The following is a 25,390-nucleotide window of genomic DNA, read 5'->3' as shown; positions in this document are numbered from 1 at the left end:
TGCGGGCGAGCTCGTGGCGAGCCCGGTCGGGTTCCTTTCAACAAGAGGTAAGAATGGGCGGCTGCATTTCACGACTGAGCGTACGGCGCGAGACTTCTCAGGACGACGGACCGACCCAGGAAGCTGATTTTGCTGCTCAGCTGGATTCCGTGCGATCGGACCCGCCTCGATCCATTGACGAATGGTAGCACTCGGCCGGGCCATCTCGTGAGACCGATCGCGGAACCACGTCGCAACCTATTCGGCCGGCCCGCATTGACGAAAAACTCCAGTTGCTTAGGCGAACACTTCAGCGTGCCAGCCAGGCGGGAATTTCGCCCGGCCTAGTCGACTACGGTCAGCAAGTCGCTCGCAATCTGGCCGCCAACATCCAGACCGACGAAAAACTGCTCTCCCTCGATGTCGACAATATTGATCGCTTAGCTGACAGCTACAACAAGCGTTACCCGGATCTTAATCTCAGATACATGGGTTCGCCTGCCAGTTTTCTCGAAGCGTTGACAAACCGATCATCGACCGGTGCCTGGCGTGCTATCGTGCGGTTGGCAGATGGCGAGGCGCACCATTTTGCTGCTGATGTTCGAACCCGGGCCGCGGCGGCTCCGACGGTCATCGTGATGGAGCCGGCCGACCTTTACACCTTCATCGCCCCATACTCCCAACCGCGACGGGAAACGCTACAACAGCTGGGGACGGAGCCGAAGTGGGCCATTATCGGGGTTGGCGCGCAGAAATCTGCTAGCGATTGCCTGATGTTCAGCATGCAATCTGCACTGGCGGACGCGATGCTCGAACATGCTGAGATCAATCTGTTTCACGGGAAAAGGTCCTCCCGGCGTTGTTTTACAAGCACTCCCACTCGGGCAAAGTCATCGAGGAAGCTGCAAGCAACCGGTTTGGTTTCAGAGACGAAGATGTGAGTACCAGCAGTCGCGCCCCCAAATCGGAATCGTTGGCCGAAAGGCGCGAAGCCTTTGCTGTCCAGCGCGGCCCTCTAAATTACAGTGCATCTAATCGAGACGTCGCGGGCGACCAAGATCCGCAGGGCATTGGACAGCATGCTATCTGATTAGGTGCCTAGTCCCGGAGTGCGGGGAATCAGCCGTGCTGGTCCTCATTCCGGGAGGACCTATGGGCCAGATACTCCATGGCAGCGCCACGACCACGCACGCCACCCGAGCGGCGATACAACGATCGAAGGCTTCGCTCAAAAAATTAGCCGCCCAGCACGGTCTCAATCAGAAGCCCGTCGCCAAGTGGCGTAAACGCGCCTTCGTCCACAATGCGCCGATGGGCCCCAAGACCGTGCGCTCTCGACCGCAGAAGAGGCGATGGTCGTCGCCTTCCGCAAGCACACGTTGCTGCCTCTGGATGACTGTCTCTACGCATTGCAGGCAACGATCCGCTGCCTGCAGCGCCACGGGATCAGCCGCTTGCCCGAGATCGCCGGCGACAAGCCAGCCAGGCAACCCTTCAAGCGCTACCCCATTGGCTACTTCCACATCGACATCGCCGAGGTTCGACCGAGGAAGGCAAACTCTATCTCTTCGTGGCGGTGGACCGGACCGCCAAGTATGCCTTTGCATGGCTGGTGAGAAAGGCCACGGGCGCCGCGGCCAGAGCCCTCCTCGACGAGTTGGCGGCAGTTGTCCCTTACCAGATCCACACTGTACTGACCGGCAACAGGGCGAGAGGATTCGACGCGGCGTGCGTTCTTGTCAGCGGACCAAGGTAGCATCGTTCCAATATCGGAACGCCGATCGCGCCTGAGGGTCGCACCATGGAAAAACGGACAGCTCGAGGCGCCACCCGGACGAGCGTGCGCTAAGAAGCGGCTGGGCTGTTTAACGAGTGCCGTCATCTAAGCAACCAAACCATACATGTATCAGCAACCAGCGTGCGAGAGTCAGGCCATAAAGAGAAGAAAGAACGCTTTACACTAGGCTACCTGTACGGTGGTGATGGGTTCCGGACAGATGTGTCATTAGCCGGACGCTACTGATTGAGGTCAGACCTAAGCCCTTAGTGGCCCGACGACTGCGGTGGACCGGATTGAGCTCGAGCTTCACGGCTTCCGTTGGGAGCGACTGCAGCTAGTCATCGCGCATCACTTCCAGATCTCTGGGCCAGCACATCACGCACACATTTGACGTTAAGCATTATTCTCAAGCGTGCCTGCCGTTTCGAGTGCAAGGCGCTCCAAACCCTGACAGCGTTCGGTGAGGTCGGCATAGTCGAGCTCTCTTGAAAACCTCCCGATTCAATCCACCTGCTTTTTTACCCCGGATGCTGCTTAGCCCCTTCAACGGCTTTGCGACATGCCATTTGCAGACGCTTCCCCCGGTCTGCAAAAGCTGCTCTTCGTGAAATACAGCCTCGGAACCTCAAAGCACGGCCAATGACCGTATGAGCCGGCAATCTCCCCTCGCGCATCTATCGTCGCAAAATCCACCACACACTCTCGGCCGCCCAAATCGAGCCCCCTAGAAGACCAAAGTCGCCACCATGCAAGCGAACGCGCATCGTACTTCTGCGCCCCGCCTCTTCGAACCAATCGCTGATTGACCGCGATGGCGTCATCGTGGCGGCCCTGCCGTTCGCGTCCTACACAATCCGGCGCTCAGCGATCTGTATCGCCTCTGCTCGCGAATACTATCGCCGCAATTTGCCGTCGGGCGCCTACCAGAGTCCAGCAAGCTAAATAATCCGCCGCTAGCATGCTCGCGTTGTATGTCGTCGTGAAGTCAGTCCTTGCGATCGAAGCTACCAAAAGAGGTAGGTATCACATATTGGAGATCGTGTTAGGCTCTGACGGTTGATGGGAGCTGAGCCGCGAAACCAATCATAACGTTACAGTCCTTCAGTGAGGAGACATGCAATGGCATCGAGTGTAGCCGAAGACGAGAAACGCCGTACACAACAAGGGCCGCAAGTGGCCCAGGCATCGGCCGCTGGGCTAGGTGGCGCCGCCGAGCACACTAAGGAGTCGACCGCAGCCGCGCGCGGCTCATTTGTGTTTCCAGAATGGCAGAAGTCGATCGAAGCAACGACAAACTTCTTCGCGGCGGCTTTGAAAGACGGATTGAGATTGGCTGCTTCCTCTTTGCACGATCAGGCCAATTTTCTAAAAGTCGTTGCCGAGGTCAAAAATCCCTCCGAGTTGCTGAAAATCTATCTGGACTTTGCAGAGCGATCCTGGTCGAGATCGTTCAGTGAAGGCTCGAAATTGTTGGATAATCTCAAGATACAACAACATCAGCGGTGAGCGGTCGAGTCGATCGATATGAGCGACGAGCTTGGGGCGGTCGCGCAATACTTCCCCAAGATCGTCTGATCGGCCAGTTCTGATGGCAATGCGCTTTCGGTAGAAGCGAAGAATTTTCGAGCCGCCAGCGGCCAGCTCATTGCCGCCGTTTGCTGAAAACGGATGCGGGTGTAAAGGCAGCAAGGCCGGCCAGGCATTAGTGCCCGTATTTTGCATAAGGCCACGATCGAAATAGAGAACCGCATCGCTTATGTTCCGGTCCGTGCCGCGGCTGCTGGCGAAAGAACGCGGGAGGCCGCGAGCTAAAGGCCGCTGGCGGCGTGGTTCTATGGCATGAGCGCATTGATTTCTGTGGGCCAGCCGTTAGGGATACACTGAGGCGGTGTGGTGATCATGCGAATGATCGACGTTGTCTATATTTCGGTTTATATTCGCAGCCTGCAGCGGTGATGGTTGCCGCTATTCGTCCGCGAGTTCGCTCATGGTTCAAGCTTTGCGTTGCTGGGCTCGACGGTTGGCGCGCGCGGCGAGGCGGCGCTTGCCCCTCCGGAGCAGAGCGTAGGGACAGCACGAAGGGTCTTTTCAACGACCGGGCGATCAACCCATGGCGACCGCAGGATGGTCACCCGGCGATCAGATGATATTCATAGAGCGGTTTTGCCGGACTCTGTAGCGCCGATATTCTTCAGCATCAGCTTGCGCAAGAACGCCTGTTCCGGGATCTGGACTTCCTTGCCATCGCGCAGCCCGCGGATTCCCGCGAGCAGCTTGCGGATATCATAGGTCGAATTGAACACCTCCGGCACACAACGTTCGACGTTGATGAGCGTGTATACGGCCTCCATCGCCGTGCGAACCGAGTATTCCGTCGTGAAGACGCAATCGCGCTCCGCCGACTCAGCGAACTGGCCGACGAAAGCAAAGTTGGCGGCGCCGTTCGGCACAACATTTGGCCGATCACCCGCCTTGCGCGGCATGAAGAGAGAGGTGACGTAGGGCATCATCACCGGCACTGTTTTTGCCGCCGTCGCGGCGAGTCCCGGTATGTCCTCGACTGGCACGCCGAGGTGATAAAGCCATTCCTGCGTGATTTCCTCGCCCGTGCAATGTTGCATTGGCTTGTTCACGTAATCACCGAGCCTATCAACAAAAAGCGAATAGAGCCAGACGACGATCTGATCGTTGGACTGGTGCTTGAAATGCGGCTGGCGGTTTACGGTCCAACTGAGCAGCCAGCTCGAGTCCTTCGCCGTGACAATCCCTCCCGTGACGACCTTGCCGCTGAACGGGTCACGTTTAGCGATCTTACGGATGTATGCCGGAATGCGCGCGTCCAGAGTCGTGATGGTCGCCGATTCCCATTTGGTTGCAGGGATGTTGCCGGCGAAGACGTCCGGGCGGCCGAAGGCCGCGTCTTTGGCAGCAATACGTCGCCACAGATCCCAAGCAGGCGCCGGGCCTTGGTCGAGCCTAGAGGGCGTGTGATGGTCTCCCTTGTCCGAGTTTTCGGTGAGCGAGCCGATCGTCATGAATACAAGGTCGTCGGCGCCCAGGCCGATACCGCCTGCGACGCCGTCCTCCAGCCAGTGAATGGCCGTGGCTTGCTTGCATCCGGCCTTGATGTCGAAATCGACATTGGTGACTTCGACGCCGTAGCGGAAGTTAACGCCCTGCTCCAACAGCCATTTGCACAGCGGTAGAACCAGCGATTCATACTGATTGTACCTGGTAAACTTCAGCGCGCTGAAATCCGGCAGGCCGCCAATATGATGAACAAACCGATGCAGATAAAGCTTCATCTCGAGAGCAGAATGCCATTCCTGAAAAGCGAACATCGTTCGCCAATAAAGCCAGAAATTGCTGTTCAGGAAATCACTTCCGAACACTTCGTCGATGCGCTTGTTTTCCGTCTCCTCACGGGAGGCAAGAAAGACTGCAATCAATTCCTTGAACGCCCTTTCGCTCAGCCTGAAAAGGCCGTCTGTGCGCGCATCCTGTCCCTGGTTCACAGTCGCCCGCTGCAACGAGTAGTTCGGATCATCCTTGTTCAACCAGTAGAATTCGTCGAGGACGCTGGCACCTTCTATTTCGAGCGAAGGGATCGACCGGTACAAATCCCATAGACACTCGAAATGATCCTCCATTTCGCGGCCTCCCCGGATCACGAATCCCCTTTCCAGGTCTTGGCCACCGTCGAGCGCCCCGCCCGGTAGCTTGAGCCGTTCGAAGATGGTGATCCGATCGCCGCGCATATGGCCGTCGCGGATCAGGAAGGCTGCGCCGGAAAGCGCTGCCAGGCCTGCACCAACGAACCACGCCGTCTTATTGTCCACTCCTTCAGGTTTGCGGGGGCGGGCAAATGCTTCGTAATTTCCGCTACCATGATACATGGAACACTCCGTCCGGGTGGGATTGACGATCAGTTGGGCTTATCAGAAGATGTTCTCGGGCGCCGGGCATTTGCGCGGGACGCCGACCGTCAGGCCGCCATCGATGACGATCTCAGAACCAGTGAGGTAGCTGGACTCATCGCTGAGTAGGAACAAGACTGCCTGGGACACTTCCTGCGGCTCGGCTGGCCGGCCGAGCGGAATGGGGAAAAGAGAGGACTCGAAGCTCTCGCTCATCGGAGTGGCGATGAAGCCGGGATGGATCGAGTTGACGCGGACCCCCGAGGCCGCGGCTTCCAGCGCGGCGGACTTGGTTATGCCCCGCACGCCGAACTTGGAAGCGACGTAGGCGTGGAGCCCGGCACTGCCTCGCAGCCCCTCGACCGACGAGATGTTGACAATCGAACCTCCGCCGGCGCGCCTGATGGCCGGCAAGGCCGCCTGCATTCCGAGGAATACACCGGTGAGATTGACGGCGAGGGTCTTATTCCATTGGTCGAGCGCGAGCTGCTCGAGGGAGGCCATGTTGACGATCCCAGCATTGTTCACCAGCCCGTGCAGCGCGCCGAACCGCCGTTCGGTGCTTGCGACCGTCTCGGCCCACTCCTCCGACCGGGTAACATCCTGACGGACATACACGGCGGATCCGCCAAGTTGAGCGGCAAGAGCTCCGCCTTCCGTATCCAGAATATCAGTGATTACGACCTTGGCCCCCTCAGCCACCAATAGGCGCGCATGAGCCGCACCCATCCCACGAGCCCCGCCCGTCACCAGAATGACTTTGTTGTTCACACGTCCCATGGCAGCTCCTTGCTTCCTGCCCTTGATCAGTGACGGTGCAGCGTCTTCCAGGCATCGAAGAGGACGCTGGGATCATGTTGGCCTTTGTAAAAGGGTGAGACCGGACGCTGCACGTCGAGTAGGCCAAAAACGGCGATCTGCGCCGCGCGCACGGAATATTCGACGGTAAAGACTACGTCGTCGGGGATCTCGCAGAATTGGCCGATGAAGGCGAGATTGCGCGATCCGTTCGGAATGACCTTCGGTCGGTCGGACCTCCCGCGCGGCATGAACTGGGCCGTAACGTAAGGCATCAGCGACGTCATGACGCGCGAAGTGTCGAGAATGTGCGCAATGCTCTCTGTAAATCGCAGGTGCGAAAGCAACTCGGTGAGGATTTCACGCCCCGTGCACTCCGCCATAGGTTTATGCACGAATTGACCCGGCTTGTCCGGGAAAAGTCCGTATCCCCACCAGACCCAGACATCCTTCGGCTGTTGGTAATAGTGCGGTTGATGATTAAGGACGACGGTCAGGAGCCAACTGGAGTCTTTGATCGTTATCAGCCCGCCCTTGCCGGCTCGACTACCAGAGATGGCTTCTAGTCGGTCGAAGAAGCTCGAGTCGTCTGCAGTGACGGTAAATGACTCCCATTTGGACTGGTCGATGTTGGAAATGAAAGCAGCAGGCCGACCGAAGTCTGGGCTTTTAGCGGCCAGGCGCTCCCAAAGTCGCCAGGAACCTCCACTTCGCTGCGTATTCAGCACCGGAACCGTGTCCATAGAACCGTAGCTGGTGTCGGATGTCATTGACCCATTGGTGACGAACACAACATCCCGTTCGGCCAGATCGACGGTGCGATCCTCGCCGCCCTTCCGATAGTGCAAACGGGTCGCGGTCTTCTGCCCGCTCTCGACCACGACATCAACATCGGTCACTTCCGCCGACATCTCGAGCCGGACGCCGCGTGCCTTCAACCATGCGACGATCGGGCGGACCACTGCATCGAACTGGTTGAACTGCGTGCGATAGATTCCACCCATCGTATCGATCGTCGAGAACAGATGCAGGAAGCGTAGACAGTAGCGCTTGAACTCGACCGCACTATGCCAAGGCGCAAAAGCAAACGTCGTGGACCAGATGAGCCAGAAGTTGCTGCGGAAGAAACGGGGTTCGAACCAGTCTTGGATCGTCCTGACGCCAAGCACCGATTCTGGCGTCGCGCAAAGGGCGATCAGGTCGAGCCGATCTCTCTCGCTGAAACCCAGATCGGAAACGTCGACGATCTGGCCGCCGGAAACCAAGCGCGCCTTGTCGTTCCAGAAGAATTCCTGATGAAACTCCATCAGTTCGTCCTTGGCCGATTTCGTCGGGTCAGCAATCGAAGGAATGAAGGACAACAAGTCGTGGGTGCAGTTCAACTTCTCCTCGAACATGCGCCCGCCACGCATGACATATCCATTCCTTCGGATTGCCATGTGCGTCGAGGCTTCCGCCGAACTGCTCCATTTGTTCGAAAAGGACGATATTTGGGCCCGGCAGGCCGCCCTCCTTGAGCAGGTAGGCCGCTGCGGCCAAGGCGGCAATGCCTGTTCCGATCAAATAGGCGTTGCGAGGAGCCGCCTTAGGTGAATCCAGGCGGGAAGAGGGAGAGGCAGAGCGCATAACGTTCTCCGGCATGTAGCGGTTGGAATATCAGTCAGTGCAATCGGCGCGCCGATAACGGCGCGTGCAAACAATGTTCGCGAAGCACAGCTCCGGGACAATCACTGCAAAGATCATAAGCAGCAACTGCGGCCGCGTTGACCGAGACCAATCAAAGTCATGCCCGCCGAGTTTCGCAGCACGCAAAAACCGATTAGAGGCCTTGCTTGAATACGGAATGGAAGCATCGTCATGTCGGGTTTCTGACTTCGCCGTCTTCAACCAGACAGGGCAAAAGGGAAGTTCATATAGTGCCGGTGGGGCCTGTGCCGACTACTATGCTAACATTCCAGGCGACCAGTTTGGCCAGTGCCGAGTAAGCGGGGATGTTGCCTATTCCTGCAACACGGCCATGAGCGCGTTACACCGAAGCGGCACCGCATTCTCTATATGCTGAAAACTATCTGACAGGTTCCGAATATTGGCCGCCTACAAGATTTGACAGGGGCGTAGCTCAACCAGCTTATGTATATAGCGGAACCTCTGTCCCGCAATTCGGCGTGGGGCCACCCAGCAGATAACGGAGGTCACAGATGGCGTACAAGACACTCGTCAATCAAAGCGGCCTGACACTTACGGTGTTGCTCATCACGCGCGTTGGCTCAGAGCCGAACCAGTCCGGACCGATCGTCGCAGCGGCGCTACCGGTCGGTGGCAAGCAGACGATTGAGTACGGTAATGCGCAGAATCCTTTCCTCAACGGGCTCGTGATTTCCTCATCTTCCGATGGCGCGTTTTCGAACGGGTCGCAGATCGTGCCGACTCGGGGCAGCAGCTGGGGATACTGTACTGAACACGTACGATACCCTTTCCTTTAGCGGACCACCGACGATCCCGCGGTGGCGGGACTTAGCCGCTCCCTGGATGGCAAGCCGATCCCGCGGCGGCGCCGCCCTGCTCGGATGAGTGCAGCCGATGGACGGGAAGGCAACTCTTGTGACTTCCGCGCCCGTGCGGCGGCGATCACCCGTGCCGGGGTGTTAGATGACCTTCGGCGAAGACGACCCATGATGCCCTTCACATTGGTTGTACAGCAGGACTCCAAGGTGCTCTGAAGAAAGGCCCACGAGTTCATGAAAGGACCGTGTGGGATCATCATGGAATGACGGTATAGCATATGAGTACCAATCTAATGTTGCACGAGCCGCCCAACGCGCTGCGGCTGATCACACAGGCGTATACTAGCCTTCTCATTATCGGCTTCGCCCTGCTGCCCACTCAGTTCATCGCTTACCTCTATTTCCAGCAAGATCCCGCGCTGAAGTTTGAAGACCATCTGTTCCACGAATTCGCCATTGCCGTCGCCACCCTCGAGGGGTTGTTCGTCACATATGTGACGTGGCGTTGCTATCGGTCTTCAGGCGAGCCCCTGTTGCGGTGGTTGACCCTTGGTTTTCTGGCCTTCGTGCTGATCTATACGCTGCACGGCGCCTTCACCGGGATGGCACATCGCAACATTTGGCTGTTTCTGCTCTATGGGCCAGCGTCGCGTCTGGCGATGTCGATTTTGCTCTTTGTCGGGCTACTCAGCTACAACCGGCCGTCAGACGGGCTTGAGAAGCGCTCGGACACGCGCGCATGGCTGATGTGGATTGGCCTGTTCCTTACGATGGACCTAGCTGTCGCAATGGTCGCCTATTCACCCTATGCTGGGCACCCGGTGGTCCGCCTGTCCATGGAGGGCGGCGCATTGCTATTTAGTGCGCTGAACGTCGCGGTCTTGCTCATGCGACGGATTCACTCGCCGCTCATGCTTGTTTTTGGCGTTTCTGTCGCATGGTTTGCGCTATCGTCGCTCGCATTCATTTTGGCCGCGCCGTGGAACCATATGTGGTGGCTGGCCCACGCAATCTTTGCTGGCGGATTTTTTCTGCTCAGCTATGGCGTCGTCCAGGCTTTCCGAACAACGCAATCGTTCGCGACCATCTATAGCCAGGAAGAAATGACCGCTCGCCTGGCCGAATCGATGGCCGACACTCAAAAGGCACTCCAGCAAGTGCAATTGAGCAATCAAAGGCTGGAGCGGCTCGCCGCAACCGATCCACTAACCGGTGCCGGGAATCGACGCCACTTCATCGAGCATATCGGCGCGGAGATCGCACGGGCCAAGCGGACCGGAGCTCCGTTGTCTCTGCTGTCGCTCGATCTAGATCATTTCAAGGGTATCAACGACTCACGTGGTCACAGCGTCGGCGATGAGGTCCTGCGCGTATTCGTGCGAAAGTGTCTGGAGGCGATCCGCCCTTACGACTCTGTCGCGCGCGTGGGCGGCGAGGAATTCATGGTACTGCTGCCGGGGGCGACGCTCGACGCGGCGTGCGCGGTCGCCGAGCGGCTTCGATCGGCTATCGAACGCACTGCGTTCGACGTCGGAGCCGAACCGTCGATCGGCGTCACCATCAGTGTTGGAGTATCCGAGTTCGGGCGCGATGGAAACACGCTCGACGGGTTTTTGAACGTCGCCGACCAGCGACTCTATCGCGCAAAATTTGAAGGTCGCAACCGTGTGGTTGTCGCCTAGGTTATCGTTAATCGCTCACTTCGTCTCTGGTGCTCTGGGCCCCGATGCCCGTTCTCGCTGTTATTCTCCGAGTCAAAACCGCAACTCTACTAACCAACTATTCGGTCATGGTCCATCCATTGCAATGTTTGCAGGCAGGTTCGCACCGCAATAGGCTGCGGCCACTAGCTGTCGGGAGCCGTAATGTCCTTGCTAGCTACAACGGCGTCGCTTGACAGCCGTCGTTCCGTCGAGCGCTCAACTGGCGGTCGTCTCATCTCGCCAAGGCCGCCGCCCCTTGGCGCGCGCCGCGATCACCAATCCGCTCGCCAGGCACTTGGCAGAAGTTCCGGATCAGGAGGCACTACTGGCAGGAACCTAGTCGCGCTGATTGCTATCGCACGTGAACTAGCGCCCCCCCCTTGGCGCTCGCGCTCAAGAGTGTTCAAAGTTTTGAAGCGGCATATTCAGGATATACCTTGTTGCTTCGGCCGTGCTAACGAGTGCGAACTTGCCGGTCGCTCGAATACAACTTTTGCGAGGAACAACTATCGCGACCCGATGGCTTATTGCAGCTTGGCGCAAAATCTGGCTCTCAGCTAACAATCATGCTGCGGGCAAGAACCTCCCTGGGCCAATCTGCGTTGCGACGGTTCGACTGAGATGGGACTTTCAACTCCACGATTGCGCGTACTGCACTTCGATTGGCGTAGTTCTGCCACGAGGGACTTCATTGCCATCTTCGGCGGCATCGTTCTCGTTTCGCTCTTAGCGCATCTCTATGGGCTTGGCACTCGTTTGGCGCGGCTGGGACAGCGCTATGTGGATTCGGTACTCGACGACATCATATTCATCGTGTTCGTTGCATTCTTCCTGAGCATTGGGCTCACAGTCTTTAGTGTTCGGCGCTACCGAAAACTCGCTCGCGGAACTGAAGCACGAACCATTACCGAAGGAGAAGTCCGCGATTTGGCACGACACGATCCATTGACTGGCTTGCCAAACCGCCGCCTGTTCGATGAGAAACTTGATCTTTGCGTTGGCCTCGCCACCGACACGCATCAAGTCGCTGTTCTGATGCTCGGCCTCGACGGCTTAAAGCGGATCAAGAATACGCACGGCCATGCAGCGGCGGACAAGGCACTCTGCGAATTTGCCACAAGGCTTGCCGACATCTTGCGCAAGGACGGCCTCCTGGCGAGGATCGGAGGCGACGAATTCGGGATCGTCCTGCCCAACATTAGCTCCCTCGAAGATCCCGCCAATCTGGCGCGCCGTATCGTGGCGTCTACCGCCGACAGTTTCGCGATTGAGACTGGCGCAGCCGAGCTCAGTCTTGGAATTGGCATCGCCATCGCTCAGCTTGATGGCGTCACTCCCCACGAATTGGTCAGGCGCGCAGAACGCGCACTTTATCGCGCCCAAGGCGACGGCAGGTCGCGGGTCCGCTTTTTCGAACCGGACATGGACATGCATGTCGAGCGGCGCATCAATATTGAGCGTGAGCTTCGGAGCGCTATCGCGGCGGATATTATCGAGCCCCATTACCAGCCGGTGGTTTCGCTCGTAAGTAATCGCATCGTCGGGTTCGAGGCATTAGCGCGTTGGGAAAGCAGGACGTTAGGGCATATCCCGCCCGACGTGTTTATTCCGATTGCAGAAGAAACCGGCCTCATCAACGCTCTTGGAGATCAGCTTTTTCGCCGCGCGTGTTCTGATGCCACTGCGTGGCCGAAGGCGTTCTCGCTCGCCTTCAATATTTCGCCCGTTCAATTGCGGGATTCCGCGCTTGGAGAGCGCCTTATATCGATCCTTGAGCAAACCGGCTTTAGTCCACACCGCCTGGAGATTGAAATTACAGAGAGCGCGTTCGTGGAAAGAAGCGGGGCTGCGAAGACCGTGATTGACGGGCTTCGTCAAGCCGGCGTCCGCATCGCGCTTGATGATTTCGGAACCGGTTATGCTACGCTTAGCCAGCTGCTTTCGTTTCGTCTTGACAAGATCAAGATCGATCGCAGCTTCGTTTCGCATCTCGACGACAGCACCGACAGCCGGGTGATCGTTCGTGCTATACTCGGCCTTGCTAATGGGTTTGGTTTGACGACCACGGCCGAGGGAATCGAAGACGAAGGCCAGCTCGTTTATCTGGTGTCCAATGGTTGCACAGAAGGACAAGGCTACCTGTTCAGTGGTCCTGTTCCAGCCGCCGGCATCCCGGCGCTGCTTGATCGCGAAGCCAGCGACGGACCTGTTACTGGAGATGGAGCAAGAAGTCTACATGCATGAGTCGACGCGCCAATTTCAAGCGTGCTCGGCAGGCGCTCGATTAGAATAAAGCGTCTAAATTTGCCGCGGTGCACTAGACGCATGCCCCCGCATTGTTGCTTGGGGCGGGCGCATTCACTTGGACAAGGCGCAGAGTCTTGAGAGATTACATTGGCTAGATCACTGGCAGCGGCCTGTCGTGCATCACCGTATTGACCTGCTCGAACGTCAACGCACAGGGGCATCCCCGAACGGCCCTATGCGCTCAGGGTGAGCGAGCGGCCCAGCGCCTGATCTTTAACTACTCCTCCTCGCTCTGGTGGCGTGCAGATACACGATGGGGCGAAATAACGGCGATCAAATATCCGAAGTCTGGATATCGTCTCGAAGATCCGTCACCAAATCCCCAATGCCCCTCCGACTGAAGCGCCGGAGCCGACCGTTCTGGTCTCCTAACGGCTCCTGGTTGCGCCAGCGAGTGCCGGAAGCACAAGATCCAAAGCACACTTCCACAAGCATCCGCTTGTCCCGTCCCTCCGCCGCACTACTCAACGCCAAACGATCCACCCAAGGCTTCCAAACGAGAGACTTAGCCCGATTTGCGAGAACGTGACCTAGCTGTCCGATTCCTGACATGCAGTCGGTCTGGTACACTTCCTTGAAAAATATCCCTTACTGATCAAGCTGTCGCAGTTGGCACAGGGTTTGAACAGAGAGGTCCGTCCACCGCAGCCGCCCACGAAGCGGCGGCTACAATAATGCTTTTTCGGCTATGTCTTTTGGCGTAATGACACGGGGCTGCCACATGGAGTCGGTCTCAATAGCACGTCACAAAAACTGCCCTCAATGTGGTTCTGCATTGGTCCACCTCGAGTGGCATGAACGCATCGGTGAGCGGGAAGTTCAAGATCTCTGGCGCTGCTGGAACTGCAGGAACGAATTTATAACCGTTGCCGCGTCTGACGATACGGATCCTCCTGCCGCTGAGATCACGAAGCTATTCTTTACCAGCCTGTTAGTCTGATCATGACGCCTGAGCCGCTAACACTTGCATCCGAGTGGTACCGGACCTGGCAATTCAAAGCGGGGCGGAGGGTCCGCTTAGGCGAAAACGATTCGACCGTAGGCTGCTCAGTGTATGCTTGTCCCGGATGGGGAATAAGCTACGGGACCTTCCCATCATAAATGCAGTTGGAATGTTCTTATGAGGCTCGTACGTGCAACCGTCGGCTTGGCCCTGTTGGCAATTGGATTGTACGTTATTATCGGTGAGCACTTCGCTGGAACATCGGCGGATGCTACACTCAATGCTCGACTCTACATCGTTCGCGCCCCGATCGAAGGAAAGGTAACGCTTGCCGTAAAGAGTATCGGCGCGCGCATCAGTCCCGGCGAACTCATAGCAGAAATCAACGACCAACGCTTCGATACGGTGAGGCTTCTAGAGCTTGTTCGCGATCGCACAAACCAGCAGATCGAGCTCAACCGTCTCGTCGGCCAGCGAGAGGCCTTGTCCGTATCCAGGTCTCGCTTCGATGTTCAATCCACTGATTACCAGCGCGGCAGGGTTCGGCAGATTGAGGCTCGAATTGCCGAAACGAAAGCAGCTCAAGACGCTGCGGCTGCGCGCCTTCGTCAAGCGGACGCAGAATTCACGCGAGCAAACGAACTAAACACGCGTGGTGTACAGACGGCGGCGAATCTGGATCGCGCTCGCGCAACTTACGACGTGGCGCAGCAAGAACTGGAGAGTGCGCAGCAGCGAGTAAACTATCTAGAGACAGAACTTACCTCCGCTCGCGACGGCGTCTTCATCGGGGAGTCCTATAACGACGCTCCCTCCTCGGCCCAGCGTATCCGAGAGCTCGAGCAGCGGCTGGCAGAGCTGAATGTCGACAAGGAGCAGGTGAAAGCACGTATTGTCCAGCTCGACGGGCAAATCGATGCCGAGCGCCTTCGTGTCAATAGTTTGAGCTTCGCTACTCTTAATGCCAGCGTCGTTGGTCTGGTCTGGGACATACTAGTGGACGATGGCCAATACGCGCGTCGCGGCCAGGATCTCGTCAAGATCGTCGACTGCAGTACACTGATCGTCACCGCGGGCGTCAGCGAATCTCTCTACGATGGTCTCTCGGTGGGAACGGCCGTGCAATTTCGGTTGTTTCGAGATGATCGTATTTTCAATGGCACCATAACCCGCCTTGGCGGATCCGGTGCGGCCTCGCTCTACACCAATCTTGCTGTGGGTCCAAGTGCACAACATCTACAGCGCTTTGATGTTACCGTGACTGTTCCAGACCTTGCAGGAGAGGCAGATTTCGGCTGCGCGATTGGACGTACTGGACGCGTTATCTTCACAGCTGGCCCAATCGCACAATTCCGTCGCTTTATCACGCGGTACGGACTCTGATGCTTGTGCTGTCGCCACTCGTTGCTGCCTTCGCAGGCGCCGCCTTCTTAATTGGGGTTCGTCTTACCGTCTTTCCGCTGCTTGATCCGATGAAGTGGTATTGGCGCGCGCTTCTCCTGGGGACGGCTGCCGTACTGTCTTGGCGTTATATGGCTTGGCGCTTCACGGAAACGCTGGCACCGCTCGACTGGACTGCGGACGCGCTGTTCAGTTGGGGATTCGCGATGCTCGAAGCTCTGACGATGCTTTCCTCCACCGTCGCGTTTTTCATACTGTCGCGGGTGAAAGAGCGGTCGGCAGAAGCAGACCAGTACTCCGAATGGTGGCTGCCTGGAGAAGCGCCGCGCGTCGATGTTTTCATCACGACTTACAACGAGCCGTCGGAAGTGCTTGAGCGCACGATCATTGGCGCGACCGAAATCCGCTATCCACGCCTTCGGATTTTTATTCTCGACGACGGCGCCAGGAATTGGGTGCGGCAACTTTGCGAGCTGCACGAAATCGGGTATCTCGCACGCTCGGATAAGGAGCACGCTAAAGCGGGGAACATCAACCATGCACTTCGCGTGCACGCCCGCGATCCAGCTCCCCCCGTCTTTGTCGCTGTACTTGACGCAGATTTCGTTCCCCATGCGGACTTCATCGAGCGGACACTAGCATTGTTTCACGAGCCAGGCGTCGCGCTCGTGCAAACCCCGCAGCACTTCTTCAATCCTGATCCGATCCAACATAACCTGGGAATAAGCACCGCATATCCCGATGAACAACGTCATTTCTTTGACAACGTCGAGCCAGCGCGGGACGCTTGGGGGATTGCCATCTGCTGTGGGACATCATCCGTAATGCGGGTCCGAGCCGTCGAGCAGATTGGCTGGATTCCAACACAAAGCGTAACCGAGGATTTCCTGCTCACGCTTAAGCTTGCGGAAAACGGTTGGCAAACTGTGTACCTTAACGAGCCATTGACTGAAGGTTTGGCTCCCGAAGGATTGGAAGAATATATTACTCAGCGTGGACGGTGGTGCCTTGGCCTGATGCAGATTGTCCGCAGCTCATACAGCCCCTTTGGCATGCGAGGCCTTGGGCTGATGCATCGAATCGGCATCCTCGATTCATTGCTCTACTGGCTCAGCACCTTTCCCTTCAGGCTTGCCAGCCTGATTTGCCCACTGTTGTACTGGTGGTTCGGTATCACCATCGTGAACGCGTCGCTGGTGGAAATTATCAGTTATTATGTACCCTATTACCTAATGGTTCTGCTGTCCCTGAACTGGCTTTCAAAAGGGTTGTTTGTCCCGCTTCTCAACGATACGGCTCAACTGATCGCGGCCTGGCCCATCAGCCGGGCAGCCGCTCTCGGGCTTCTGACCAGCGGATCGCATAAATTCTCGGTGACGGCCAAAGGCGGCGACCGCACCAAGGTCGTTGTTCAATGGGCGTTGATGCGACCGTTTCTACTCCTGCTCACACTGACGATCGGCGGCCTGATCGTGCCGTTGAACTCCGATTTCGTTTTCAATACGTCCCCAACAGCGGGCGACGGCACGGCGATCGTGATGTTCTGGACAGTTTACAACATTCTGGTGCTGTTCGTGGCAGTCGTGGTGTGCATCGAACGACCGCGATACGACCGACCTCAGCGCCAGGTCCCAGAACCCATCACGTTGGTGATCCAAGGTGAGAAGCACCGCGGATGGCTTCTCAATCTGGGCCGAGGGGGCGCTCGAATCAGCGGTCCATCCGGACTTTCCGCCGGAGCAGCAGGGAAGCTCGACCTGCCCGGGATTGGCGGAGTCGACGCGCATGTTGCTGCGACTACTCGTGATGGCTATCGAATCAAGTTCTCTCCAACTCCCGAGCAAAGGGCGAAAATTATCAAGAAGCTTCACACCGAATCGGCCATGCCAGGGGCCGATCGAGGGAACATCTTGCAAATGATCCGCGAGTTGGCGCGAGCTCTAACGAGTTGAGGAGCGTGAGATGCCGAAAAGACCGAGCCTACTCTCCTTGGTGTTCTGTGGAGGCGCCTTGCTCTTATTGGTGCCTGCCGTGGTGACCGCGACGATCTACACAGCCCTGCTACAGCAACGGGGAGAGCAGCTGCAATTCGACGCGCTAAGGATTCGCGGCGAAATGAGTTCCGCGCTGTTGGCCCGCCGGCTCTATGGAGTTTGGATGGATGTAGCTCGGTCCGCTGAGCTCATTGACCCGACAGATCTTAAGAGTGCGCGAGAACACATCGGCTTCTTGAGCCGGCTTGATCGACGCTACACTTGGCTCGGCGTCGCGGATCTCGAAGGGACCATTCTCGCGGCCAAAAACGGCATGCTCGAAGGAGTAAGCGTTGCACAGCGACCTTGGTTTAGGCGGGGCCTTGTCTCGCCGGCGGCTATCGATGTGCATGCAGCTCAACTACTGGCCACCCAGTTGCCTGCATCTCGTGAGCCCTATCGTTTTATCGACCTGGCAGCGCCGTTGCGCCACGCCGGCTCCATTGCCGGGGTTATCGGCGCTCACCTTGACTGGAAATGGGTCGCAGAAGGCATGGACTCGTTACAAGTGCCCGGTATTGACGTGCTGCTGCTTTCGGGTGATCGAACCGTCCTGTTTGGCCCGCCCGATCTCATCAACAAGCCGCTCAACATCGGCTCCGCGCTTGCGGCTAGTCGCGTGACGACTGCGTCTCTACGCGAGCGCTGGCCTGACGGCAGGGACTACTTCACAGTAATCGTTCCGACGGTCGGTTTCGCAAACCTTCCAAGCTTCGGTTGGTCTCTTCTGGTTCGGCAGAGTACCGACGAGGCGCTTGCGTCCACCCGTAATTTAATCCGATCATTCTGGAGTAGCTTCGGTGTTTGTGCCATTGCCACACTAGCACTACTCTTCTGTGCGGCGCAGTGGCTGAGAACGCCGCTCCGCCGGCTCTCGAACACAGCGGAGTCCCTCTTGCATGATCCATCCGCGCGCCCGCCATACTCGGAAACACGCTTTAACGAAGCGGCGAGGCTCAGTGACGCGCTAGCTCGTATCCAGTCGAAGCTGATGGGGCACTCTGGTCGCAATTGAATCCAAGCACCGGGCAAAAGGCAGCAGAACAAATGCTGAAGGCTATTCGGCATAGATCCGCTGACAACTCGGCGGCAAGATAGGGTCTGTATCGACTGCAAGCACCACCAGGAAGCGTATCCGATCTATGCCAGCACGAGGGCTTTGCGATCGCGCTGTCCGTTCCGGTTCCGCCGGGCGGCCGGTGCGTCCTAGTGAGCCTCACGTTTGATGAGCGTCCCCTGGCGCAGGCTCGCTTTAGATATCTTGCTCAGGCCCGCGCGGCGTTCAAGCGGGCCAACCTCGCCGGCTAGGTTTCTGGCCACGAGATCTGGATCGAAGCCAACTTGGTCCATCGCGCGCAGCGCGCCGGGCCACGATGGATTGAGCATGCGTATCAGAACTTCACGTTGAAGGTGGCATTCAGTCCGTTCTGGGTGAGGCCAGAACCGAACTGGCCTTGATAGGCGATGCCAAGGGTTCTGTTGCTCGAAAGCTGGAAGTCCAGGCCGGATTCCACGAGTGCCACATCCTTTCCAATGGATACGCCTGAAGCTGCAAACGCGCTGGAACCTGCAGCAAAGCTGGCTGTCGACCGCGGACGTGGAGGCGGCTTTCCTCTACCGAGCTACACCGCAAGCGACACGCCCCCTGACGCCAACACTTCATTACGAAAGGAAGGTATTTCCTTGGCTCGTCCTTGGTGAAACCAAGTCCACTCAAGTGTCTGCGTTGCTGGTGACTTTGGTTTCGAATTCCTGGAGCTCAAGCGCTGGCGCGTGATGCTTTCCATTTGCAACCCGCCGAGCCGCGGCTCGCCTGAGCGAACATTGCCGCCTGTTGCCTCGCGGCGCCGGGCGATATCGATCGCTTTGATGGTACCCTCAACAATGCGAGTTCCTATTGTCTTTTGATCGCACATAGATCTTGCATTCTGCAGCGGACCACTCCCGAGGAAGCAGGCGGCTCGCGCGCAACAGACAAGCCGCAGAGCAAAGCTGGGCCAATCACCTGATGCGTCTGTTCACGCGCAACCAGCTGAACGCAGCATCCACGCGTGGCTGCCTTGTGTGTGAAAAACGTTCCGCCTGTTCGGCGTCCGCCAATGTTGTCTCAAAGCCGCCACTGCACTGGATCGCAACCACCACGTCGCGACGTTCTTTCATTCGTCCTTGCTGGCGATTGCCGCGATCAGTTCAAGTTTTGAATGGGGCTGCAAGAGGCAGGCATTTTTATTGCACTCACCTTTATTGCACTCATCGTTGTGAGCTCTTGTCCTGGTGGGCCAGGCACATGCAGAGCACCAAGACGCGGGCCGGCCACCTCATGCTAAACGGCGTATGGAGCAAGTGGAGTGCAGTGCGCGCGGCCTCACTGATCGAGATGCTCAAGTCAGCCATCGCGCTTCAGACGGACCGAGGATGGCCAGACCAATGACTCGAAAGAAGCCGGAGACAGTCCTCGTTGCGGCAGACGAACGCTTGACCAGCCGCGCCGTGTTGGGCGCAACCATCGGCAATATTCTTGAATTCTATGACTTCGGGACCTATAGCTTTTTCGCTATCCACATCGGCCGGGCGTTCTTCCCGGCAAGCGACCCTTTCGCCAGCCTCATGCTGTCGCTCGCAACCTTCGGCGCTGGTTTTGTGACCAGACCGATCGGGGCCATCGTGCTCGGCTCGTATTCGGATCGGGCCGGCCGCCGGCCCGCCATGACCGCGAGCTTTGCCATGATGAGCGCCGCAATCCTTTTGTTGGCGGTTACGCCTTCGTACGAGACAATAGGAATTGCCGCTCCGCTACTGGTGATTTTCGCACGTTTGGTGCAAGGCTTCGCACTGGGCGGTGAAGTTGGTCCGACAACCGCCTATTTGATGGAAGCGGCCCCGGCCGAACGGCGCGGTCTTGCTGTCTCGTTTCAGCCTGCCAGCCAACAGATTGCTGCGACGGCCGGAGCGCTTGTGGGAGAAATACTCTCCCTCACCCTGACAAGCGAGGCACTCAGTGCTTACGGATGGCGGATCGCGCTTTTGCTCGGCGCCGCTACGCTGCCGTTCGGTGTCTGGTTGCGGAGCGCCCTGCCCGAAACGTTGCACCGCCCCGACGCGCAGGCCCCCGACGTTCAGCCTGTACGGAGATCGCCAACCGCTCGCCGCATCATGGCTCTGGGATTTGTCATTTTGGCCAGCTGCACGATCATCACCTACGTCACGGGATATATGACCACCTATGCGCTGAACACCTTGCAGGTTTCCGCGCCTCTCGCCTTTGGCGCCACACTCATCAGCAATACGATAGGAATTGCCGCCGCACTGCTGGGCGGCTGGCTCGCCGACCGCGCGGGCCGCCGGCACACCATGATTTGGCCGCAGATCGCTGCGTTGCTGATGACCTATCCGGTGTTCTTCTGGATCTCGGAGAGCCGCAGTGCTCTCGCACTTCTCGGAGGCCTCGGCGCGCTCACCCTGATCGGAACGATTCCGTATAGCGCCTTCTATGTGAGCATGGCCGAACGTTTGCCCAAGAACATTCGTGGCGGCGCCTTTGCGACGACCTACGCTTTTGCCATTGCGATCTTCGGAGGTACAGCTCAACCCATCGTCACGTGGCTGATCCACCTGACCGGGAGCGCGCTGGCGCCGGCCTGGTACATGCTTGTCGCTAGCGCGGCCGGGTTCTGTGCCATGCTCATGATTCCCGAGACTGCGCCGCTCAAGATTCAGAACGCTGCGCTCAGGTAACGTCCGTCATAGCGCTGGACGATTTGGTTGCGGGCAGTTAGCCAAAAACCCAGGTCCGGCTCACCTCATGATTGCCTTGCACGACCTTCCAACAGCTTCCAGCAAAAGGGCTCGAGGGCGTCCGCTTTTGGTCCAGATGGGGGTAAGGCGTGACGCAAGCAGGGCATTGACCGCCCACTTAGCCACGCTTCAGCTGCCGACCAACCTATGGTCGATCCAAGTCTCGATGGCATCGTGGGCCTCTAAATACCCCTCGGCCCGCTTCTTGCCTCTTCGTCGCTATGTCGGTGAATTCATAGGCAGCCCGCGCGGCTCCTGCCGCATCGACCGCGACCGCCACGCCCTTCGACCATTCTCGTTCATTGGATCGATCGGCAGGATCGTTCCAAACCCGGCTTCGAATTTCAAGGGATGATAGATGCAACGAACGTCTCGGCAGACTGCTCGCTCAACCCGATGCGCAGATTCACACAGTACAATTGACATGCATGCCGATGGCGAGCCTAATTGATGGGTTGCAGCTTATGGAGAGCACCAGTGAATTTTGGAACGCCTGCGCAGGCCAGATTTGTCGTTCGAATGGGGACCTCTGGCTGGATGGTTTATGATCGAGAACGCAAGGGGCCAGCGCTGATAAAAGACAGCCGCCTGGCCGAAAAACTGACAAGGGAACAGGCTGAACACATAAAAGAGGGCCTGACGAATACTCGGGGCAACCACCAAACTTAGTCTTTCGTCGTCCATGGTGCCCGGTTGGCGCCCGCAATCTAGTAAGGGTCAAATCCTTGAGCCTCAATTGGGCAAACGCAGTCCCGGTTATCGTGATCGCTGCCGGCCTCGCGCTGGTGCTTGTCGGCCTCATCGGCATCATGCGGCGCCGACGTCCTGAGAGACGCCACGCAGCGCAAGCAAAAGAAGATGTGTCCGGATCCAGCGAGCCGCCAAAATCCCCGAACGCAAGAGAGCAGCACAAGAAAGCGCGGCCTACTGAAACATCTCCCGCGAAGGACCTGGAGGCTCGGCCAGCCAATGAAGAAGAAAAATGAGGGGCACAAACATCTAGCTATGGAGCCAGACCGCCCCCGAAAAGACAGGATCTTCACAGCCGCTATCGCCGCAATGCTTACGCCGCTCGCTTGATGCACGGACGAGGTCGCATGCGCACACAACAGGATTCGTCAGCACGCCTGAAGGCAGGGACGAATCGCAAAATCCGCATTGGCCGCATGTGTGAATGCGCGGCACTCAAGCTGACCGGATATTATGGCGACGCCTAGTAGGTGCATTTTTCGACATCGTGCCGCTGTGGTGTAAGAAAGTGCTGTACAAAACGATTCTCATCTCGCCCTGGAGCGATGCTGGGCGAATGGACGCAAGATCGAGAATATTCTTCAAGGCTGGAATCCTCACGACGCGGAAGCGTTGAAGCCAGCTTGCACCGCATCTGAACAAGCCGAAGGCAGCCGCCTGAACTGGGCCATTCCGCAATGCTCGCACAGCAAGGCGAATTTTCTTCAAGGAAGGCATTTGCCGAGAATATTGATCTAGGCGTTTCTAAGAACCTGCAGGGACAGAAGTACGCCTCATGTCCAATCCTGCTTGGAGCAAGCTCGCAGGCCGTGCCCGCCCGGGGGATCCAGTTAGCCATCCCGCGCTTGACGGCGCCAAAGCAAAACCCCGGGCCCGAACTTCTCCGCGAGCGCGATGGTCAATTTGTCCAATTGGCTCACGACGAACGCAACGACGACTGGCAGAGCGATCAGTTGAAAGGCCGATCGAGCTGACGATCGGCGCCATCAAGTAGGATCGACGTCACTGTCACGAAAATAAGCCAGCCCGAACCAGAACGGTCCGATGACGAGTGGAACGAGGCCGATATGGGGGAGATCCGCGCTCAGCTCGAAATGATAGCTGCCGAAATGGAATGCCCGTAGGGGTGCCAAGGCTTCCATCATAAATGCAATCGCGCTGCACAAAGCAAACAGAATTGAGGCTCGGCCGAACCATAGGCAAGAGCGGCATGGATCTGCGCACAGGCGATGAAGATTGCCGCGAGCGCTTGCGCGAGCGGACTTGGATTCCATGAAAAGCCGACTGCGGCTGCAAGAATGCTGGCGATAGAAGCCCAACGTGCAATCTTCCAAGTCCAGAGCCTGTTGTCAGAAATATCGTCTCATTGTGCTTGCCCCATCGTAAGTAACGGCGCATACGACGAATCGTGGCCGGCATCTCGCACCTCGAACCGGCGCTAGGATTTCTTCTGCACTCGTTGAGAGAATGTGACTGCGCGCGCCGGAATACGAGCTTGCTTGTGATCAAGTTCGTCGCCGGCACTACTTCATCATCGCTTCGACCTCTGTACGAAAAGCTTGCCGCGAATTGTCCCGCGAATAGAACATGTGGCCGCCGGGAAAAACGACAAGTTTGACGCGCGGAGCCGAGGCAAATGGCGGCAATTGATCGAGCAGGATTTGTGTTTCGAAATACGGCGTGACGAGGTCAAACAGGCCGTGCCCGACCAGCAATTTCATGGTCCGATCCGTTGCCAGGATTTGGCGTAGCTCCGAGAGCGATTCGGGAGGGCTGCGGCCGAAGTCCCAAGCCTGGACGACGGTGCGGTTGGATAGCTCATAGGAGCCGTCGGGCCGCCAGTTTAGCTTGCGGGTCAGGAGATCGACAGTGGCGCTGGTCAGAGGCGCCAGCAGTGTATCGCTCGACGGATCCCCGGAAACGTGAAGATCCGACTCCGGATATGGATCTAGACCACGCACCGAGGCGTCATAATTGCCGATGAGCTTTCCGTTCTTACGATCGAATTCACGGCGGAACTCGGCTAGGTCGAAGCGGCCCGCAAGCCGGCGACTCACCGCTCGGTCGATGCCGGTCAGCGCCGCAGCCTTGTCGGCCAGACGCATGGTTGCTTCCTTGTCTGCCTGGCCCTTGATAAGGTCGACCAGATACTCGCCGCGTGCATAAGCTTCCACGTCGGCGAGATCGGCTCGCTTGACCGGACCCTCTGCTTCACGCAGGGTAGCGACATAGCTCGGCAGTCTTGCGACGTATTGCAGCAAGCTCGTGCGGGCAAACTGGCTGGAGTCTAGTCTTGGCGAGACCATGATCAGGCCCTTGACGCCTATGCCCTGCCGCATCTGCAACTGGTGCACTACCTTTGGCCCGCGAATGCCCCCATAGCTTTCACCCACGATGTATTTCGGCGACAACAGCCGGTCATGCTTTTCGAGCCAACGGCGGACCACCAGCGCGAGCGAGTTGACGTCGCCCTCAACGGAGAAGAAGTGCTTGCGCACGTCATCGCTGGTCCCCACGAAACGGCTGTAGCCGGTGCCGACGGGGTCGAGAAACACCAGATCGGTGAAATCGAGCCAGGTTTCCGCGTTTGGCCTCGCCTCCGGAAATGTCGATGGCGTGACCTCGTCAGCATTGATCCGCAGCCGCCACGGTCCGGCATTGCCGAATTGCAGCCAGGCTGATGATGAGCCCGGTCCGCCGTTGAAGAAGAACGTCACCGGGCGTGTGCCGCGATCGGTGCCGTCGAGCTGATAGGAGGTATAGACGATGTCGGCCTGCGGCTCGCCCTTGTCGTCGAACAGGCGGATGGAGCCGGCGGTCGCGACGAAAGCGAGCGTCCGTCCAGGGAGCTCAAGCGTGTGCCTGGTGCTGGAGTCCGGCGGCAGGCGATGCGGCTCAGCAGCAGACGGCATACTCGGCGTTTGGCCGGCGCTACTCTTTTGGCCGGACGGCGTCGTAACCTGCGCGGGCCGCGGTGGATCGTCGGCTTGCGCGCTCCCAATTACCCCGCAGGCAAACAGAATCAGTGCGAGAGAAGTACGGTACAGTGCGATCAGTTGCATCGGGGTTTTCCTGGTCCGGCGCGCACCTTGGTACGCGAGACGTGCCGTCAAAACGGCCTTACCAGTAGCTCATGCCGGGGAACTGCAAACCCACTCAATCCAGTAGTGGCGGCCACCGTGCCGCGAGCTAGAAGGAGATTTCCTCTTCCGGAAGCTGGGCGGCCTAACAGCACCCGCGGTCCATTGAAGTCGATCTCTTTCCACTTGTGCTAATCCCTTATTTTTTTCCTCTTGAGCGGCTTTTCAAACGAGCGTTGGATAGTATTGGATAAGATGCATCACTCGGCTGACTCAGATCGAATTGAGCTCGACTGAACCAGCTGTTCACCTGTTACCTATTCCAGGCCGGGGTTTCGCGGCCTTTGAATCGCAAGTCGGCTGACATGAGCCTTGGCAGGGAATTCTCGAGACGACGTGA

The 25,390-nt window shown here is 57.9% G+C and carries 15 protein-coding genes and 2 pseudogenes; 11 read left to right on the top strand and 6 right to left on the bottom strand.

The features are described 5' to 3' along the window. Positions 1-272: 272 nt before the first annotated feature. The 3 genes and pseudogenes from CI41S_RS12935 to CI41S_RS12925 all read left to right on the top strand — a co-directional run bounded on the left by CI41S_RS12935 (position 273) and on the right by CI41S_RS12925 (position 3,265). Positions 273-1,069 (top strand): annotated as a pseudogene (locus CI41S_RS12935) (YopJ family acetyltransferase). A gap of 62 nt (positions 1,070-1,131) precedes the next feature. Continuing rightward, positions 1,132-1,684: pseudogene (locus CI41S_RS44285) on the top strand (transposase family protein); the annotation flags it as partial. Positions 1,685-2,878: 1,194 nt separating this feature from the next. After that, entirely contained in the window at positions 2,879-3,265 is a 387-nt protein-coding gene (locus CI41S_RS12925; RefSeq protein WP_139859419.1) for a hypothetical protein, read from the top strand. 644 nt (positions 3,266-3,909) lie between these two features. On the opposite strand, the gene CI41S_RS12920 is transcribed toward CI41S_RS12925, so the two are convergent. Genes CI41S_RS12920 through CI41S_RS44965 form a run of 4 tightly spaced genes read right to left on the bottom strand, consistent with a single transcriptional unit; the run spans position 3,910 to position 8,100 of the window. Next, entirely contained in the window at positions 3,910-5,655 is a 1,746-nt protein-coding gene (locus tag CI41S_RS12920; RefSeq protein WP_139859417.1) for an oleate hydratase, read from the bottom strand. A gap of 42 nt (positions 5,656-5,697) precedes the next feature. Continuing rightward, positions 5,698-6,456, bottom strand: a complete 759-nt coding sequence (locus CI41S_RS12915; RefSeq protein WP_139859415.1) for a glucose 1-dehydrogenase — start codon at positions 6,454-6,456, stop codon at positions 5,698-5,700. A gap of 26 nt (positions 6,457-6,482) precedes the next feature. Next, the gene (locus tag CI41S_RS12910; RefSeq protein WP_283813108.1) at positions 6,483-7,886 is read right to left on the bottom strand and encodes an oleate hydratase; all 1,404 of its coding nucleotides are present in this window, start codon (positions 7,884-7,886) and stop codon (positions 6,483-6,485) included. Beyond that, complete coding sequence (locus tag CI41S_RS44965) at positions 7,810-8,100, bottom strand: oleate hydratase (RefSeq protein WP_283813107.1); 291 nt, start codon at positions 8,098-8,100, stop codon at positions 7,810-7,812. Before CI41S_RS44965 ends, CI41S_RS12910 begins: the two co-directional genes overlap by 77 nt. A 572-nt stretch (positions 8,101-8,672) precedes the next feature. Here CI41S_RS44965 and CI41S_RS12905 point away from each other — a divergent pair. The 6 genes from CI41S_RS12905 to CI41S_RS12880 all read left to right on the top strand — a co-directional run bounded on the left by CI41S_RS12905 (position 8,673) and on the right by CI41S_RS12880 (position 18,380). Then, positions 8,673-8,957, top strand: a complete 285-nt coding sequence (locus tag CI41S_RS12905; RefSeq protein ID WP_139859414.1) for a hypothetical protein — start codon at positions 8,673-8,675, stop codon at positions 8,955-8,957. A gap of 314 nt (positions 8,958-9,271) precedes the next feature. Beyond that, on the top strand, positions 9,272-10,660 hold the full coding sequence (locus CI41S_RS44960) for a GGDEF domain-containing protein (RefSeq protein WP_283813105.1): 1,389 nt from the start codon (positions 9,272-9,274) through the stop codon (positions 10,658-10,660). Between the two features lie 642 nt (positions 10,661-11,302). Beyond that, positions 11,303-12,925: a putative bifunctional diguanylate cyclase/phosphodiesterase gene (locus tag CI41S_RS12895; RefSeq protein ID WP_244626498.1), complete on the top strand. Its 1,623-nt coding sequence runs from the start codon at positions 11,303-11,305 to the stop codon at positions 12,923-12,925. Between the two features lie 1,183 nt (positions 12,926-14,108). After that, a complete protein-coding gene (locus CI41S_RS12890; protein WP_139859410.1) occupies positions 14,109-15,314 on the top strand; it encodes an HlyD family secretion protein in 1,206 nt (401 codons plus the stop codon). Further along, positions 15,314-17,284 carry a glycosyltransferase family 2 protein gene (locus CI41S_RS12885; RefSeq protein ID WP_139859409.1) on the top strand — a complete coding sequence of 657 codons (1,971 nt, stop codon included), beginning with the start codon at positions 15,314-15,316 and terminating at the stop codon, positions 17,282-17,284. Before CI41S_RS12890 ends, CI41S_RS12885 begins: the two co-directional genes overlap by 1 nt. 10 nt (positions 17,285-17,294) lie before the next feature. Beyond that, positions 17,295-18,380: a cache domain-containing protein gene (locus tag CI41S_RS12880; RefSeq protein ID WP_139859407.1), complete on the top strand. Its 1,086-nt coding sequence runs from the start codon at positions 17,295-17,297 to the stop codon at positions 18,378-18,380. 376 nt (positions 18,381-18,756) lie between these two features. Here the strand turns inward: CI41S_RS12880 and CI41S_RS44955 are convergent, their stop codons facing one another. Then, positions 18,757-18,888, bottom strand: a complete 132-nt coding sequence (locus tag CI41S_RS44955) for a hypothetical protein (RefSeq protein ID WP_283813104.1) — start codon at positions 18,886-18,888, stop codon at positions 18,757-18,759. Positions 18,889-19,792: 904 nt separating this feature from the next. On the opposite strand from CI41S_RS44955, the gene CI41S_RS12875 reads away from it, so the two are divergent. Beyond that, entirely contained in the window at positions 19,793-21,100 is a 1,308-nt protein-coding gene (locus tag CI41S_RS12875; RefSeq protein WP_172628020.1) for an MFS transporter, read from the top strand. A 1,487-nt stretch (positions 21,101-22,587) separates the two neighbouring features. Continuing rightward, positions 22,588-22,884, top strand: a complete 297-nt coding sequence (locus tag CI41S_RS43415; protein WP_172628019.1) for a hypothetical protein — start codon at positions 22,588-22,590, stop codon at positions 22,882-22,884. A 549-nt stretch (positions 22,885-23,433) separates the two neighbouring features. On the opposite strand, the gene CI41S_RS12850 is transcribed toward CI41S_RS43415, so the two are convergent. Continuing rightward, entirely contained in the window at positions 23,434-24,972 is a 1,539-nt protein-coding gene (locus tag CI41S_RS12850) for a S10 family peptidase (protein ID WP_172628018.1), read from the bottom strand. Between the last annotated feature and the right edge of the window lie 418 nt (positions 24,973-25,390).

The organism is Bradyrhizobium ivorense (genome assembly GCF_900696085.1).
Taxonomy (GTDB): Bacteria; Pseudomonadota; Alphaproteobacteria; order Rhizobiales; family Xanthobacteraceae; genus Bradyrhizobium; species Bradyrhizobium ivorense.
This window is presented reverse-complemented; position numbering and strand designations above follow the sequence as displayed.

Coding starts and splice junctions, on each gene's coding strand:
- CI41S_RS12925 (WP_139859419.1), top strand. CDS start 2,879: ATGGCATCGAGTGTAGCCGAAGACGAGAAACGCCGTACACAACAAGGG.
- CI41S_RS12875 (WP_172628020.1), top strand. CDS start 19,793: ATGACTCGAAAGAAGCCGGAGACAGTCCTCGTTGCGGCAGACGAACGC.
- CI41S_RS12885 (WP_139859409.1), top strand. CDS start 15,314: ATGCTTGTGCTGTCGCCACTCGTTGCTGCCTTCGCAGGCGCCGCCTTC.
- CI41S_RS12905 (WP_139859414.1), top strand. CDS start 8,673: ATGGCGTACAAGACACTCGTCAATCAAAGCGGCCTGACACTTACGGTG.
- CI41S_RS12890 (WP_139859410.1), top strand. CDS start 14,109: ATGAGGCTCGTACGTGCAACCGTCGGCTTGGCCCTGTTGGCAATTGGA.
- CI41S_RS44960 (WP_283813105.1), top strand. CDS start 9,272: ATGTTGCACGAGCCGCCCAACGCGCTGCGGCTGATCACACAGGCGTAT.
- CI41S_RS44965 (WP_283813107.1), bottom strand. CDS start 8,100: ATGCGCTCTGCCTCTCCCTCTTCCCGCCTGGATTCACCTAAGGCGGCT.
- CI41S_RS12920 (WP_139859417.1), bottom strand. CDS start 5,655: ATGTATCATGGTAGCGGAAATTACGAAGCATTTGCCCGCCCCCGCAAA.
- CI41S_RS43415 (WP_172628019.1), top strand. CDS start 22,588: ATGCTCGCACAGCAAGGCGAATTTTCTTCAAGGAAGGCATTTGCCGAG.
- CI41S_RS12895 (WP_244626498.1), top strand. CDS start 11,303: ATGGGACTTTCAACTCCACGATTGCGCGTACTGCACTTCGATTGGCGT.
- CI41S_RS12850 (WP_172628018.1), bottom strand. CDS start 24,972: ATGCAACTGATCGCACTGTACCGTACTTCTCTCGCACTGATTCTGTTT.
- CI41S_RS12880 (WP_139859407.1), top strand. CDS start 17,295: ATGCCGAAAAGACCGAGCCTACTCTCCTTGGTGTTCTGTGGAGGCGCC.
- CI41S_RS12910 (WP_283813108.1), bottom strand. CDS start 7,886: ATGCGTGGCGGGCGCATGTTCGAGGAGAAGTTGAACTGCACCCACGAC.
- CI41S_RS12915 (WP_139859415.1), bottom strand. CDS start 6,456: ATGGGACGTGTGAACAACAAAGTCATTCTGGTGACGGGCGGGGCTCGT.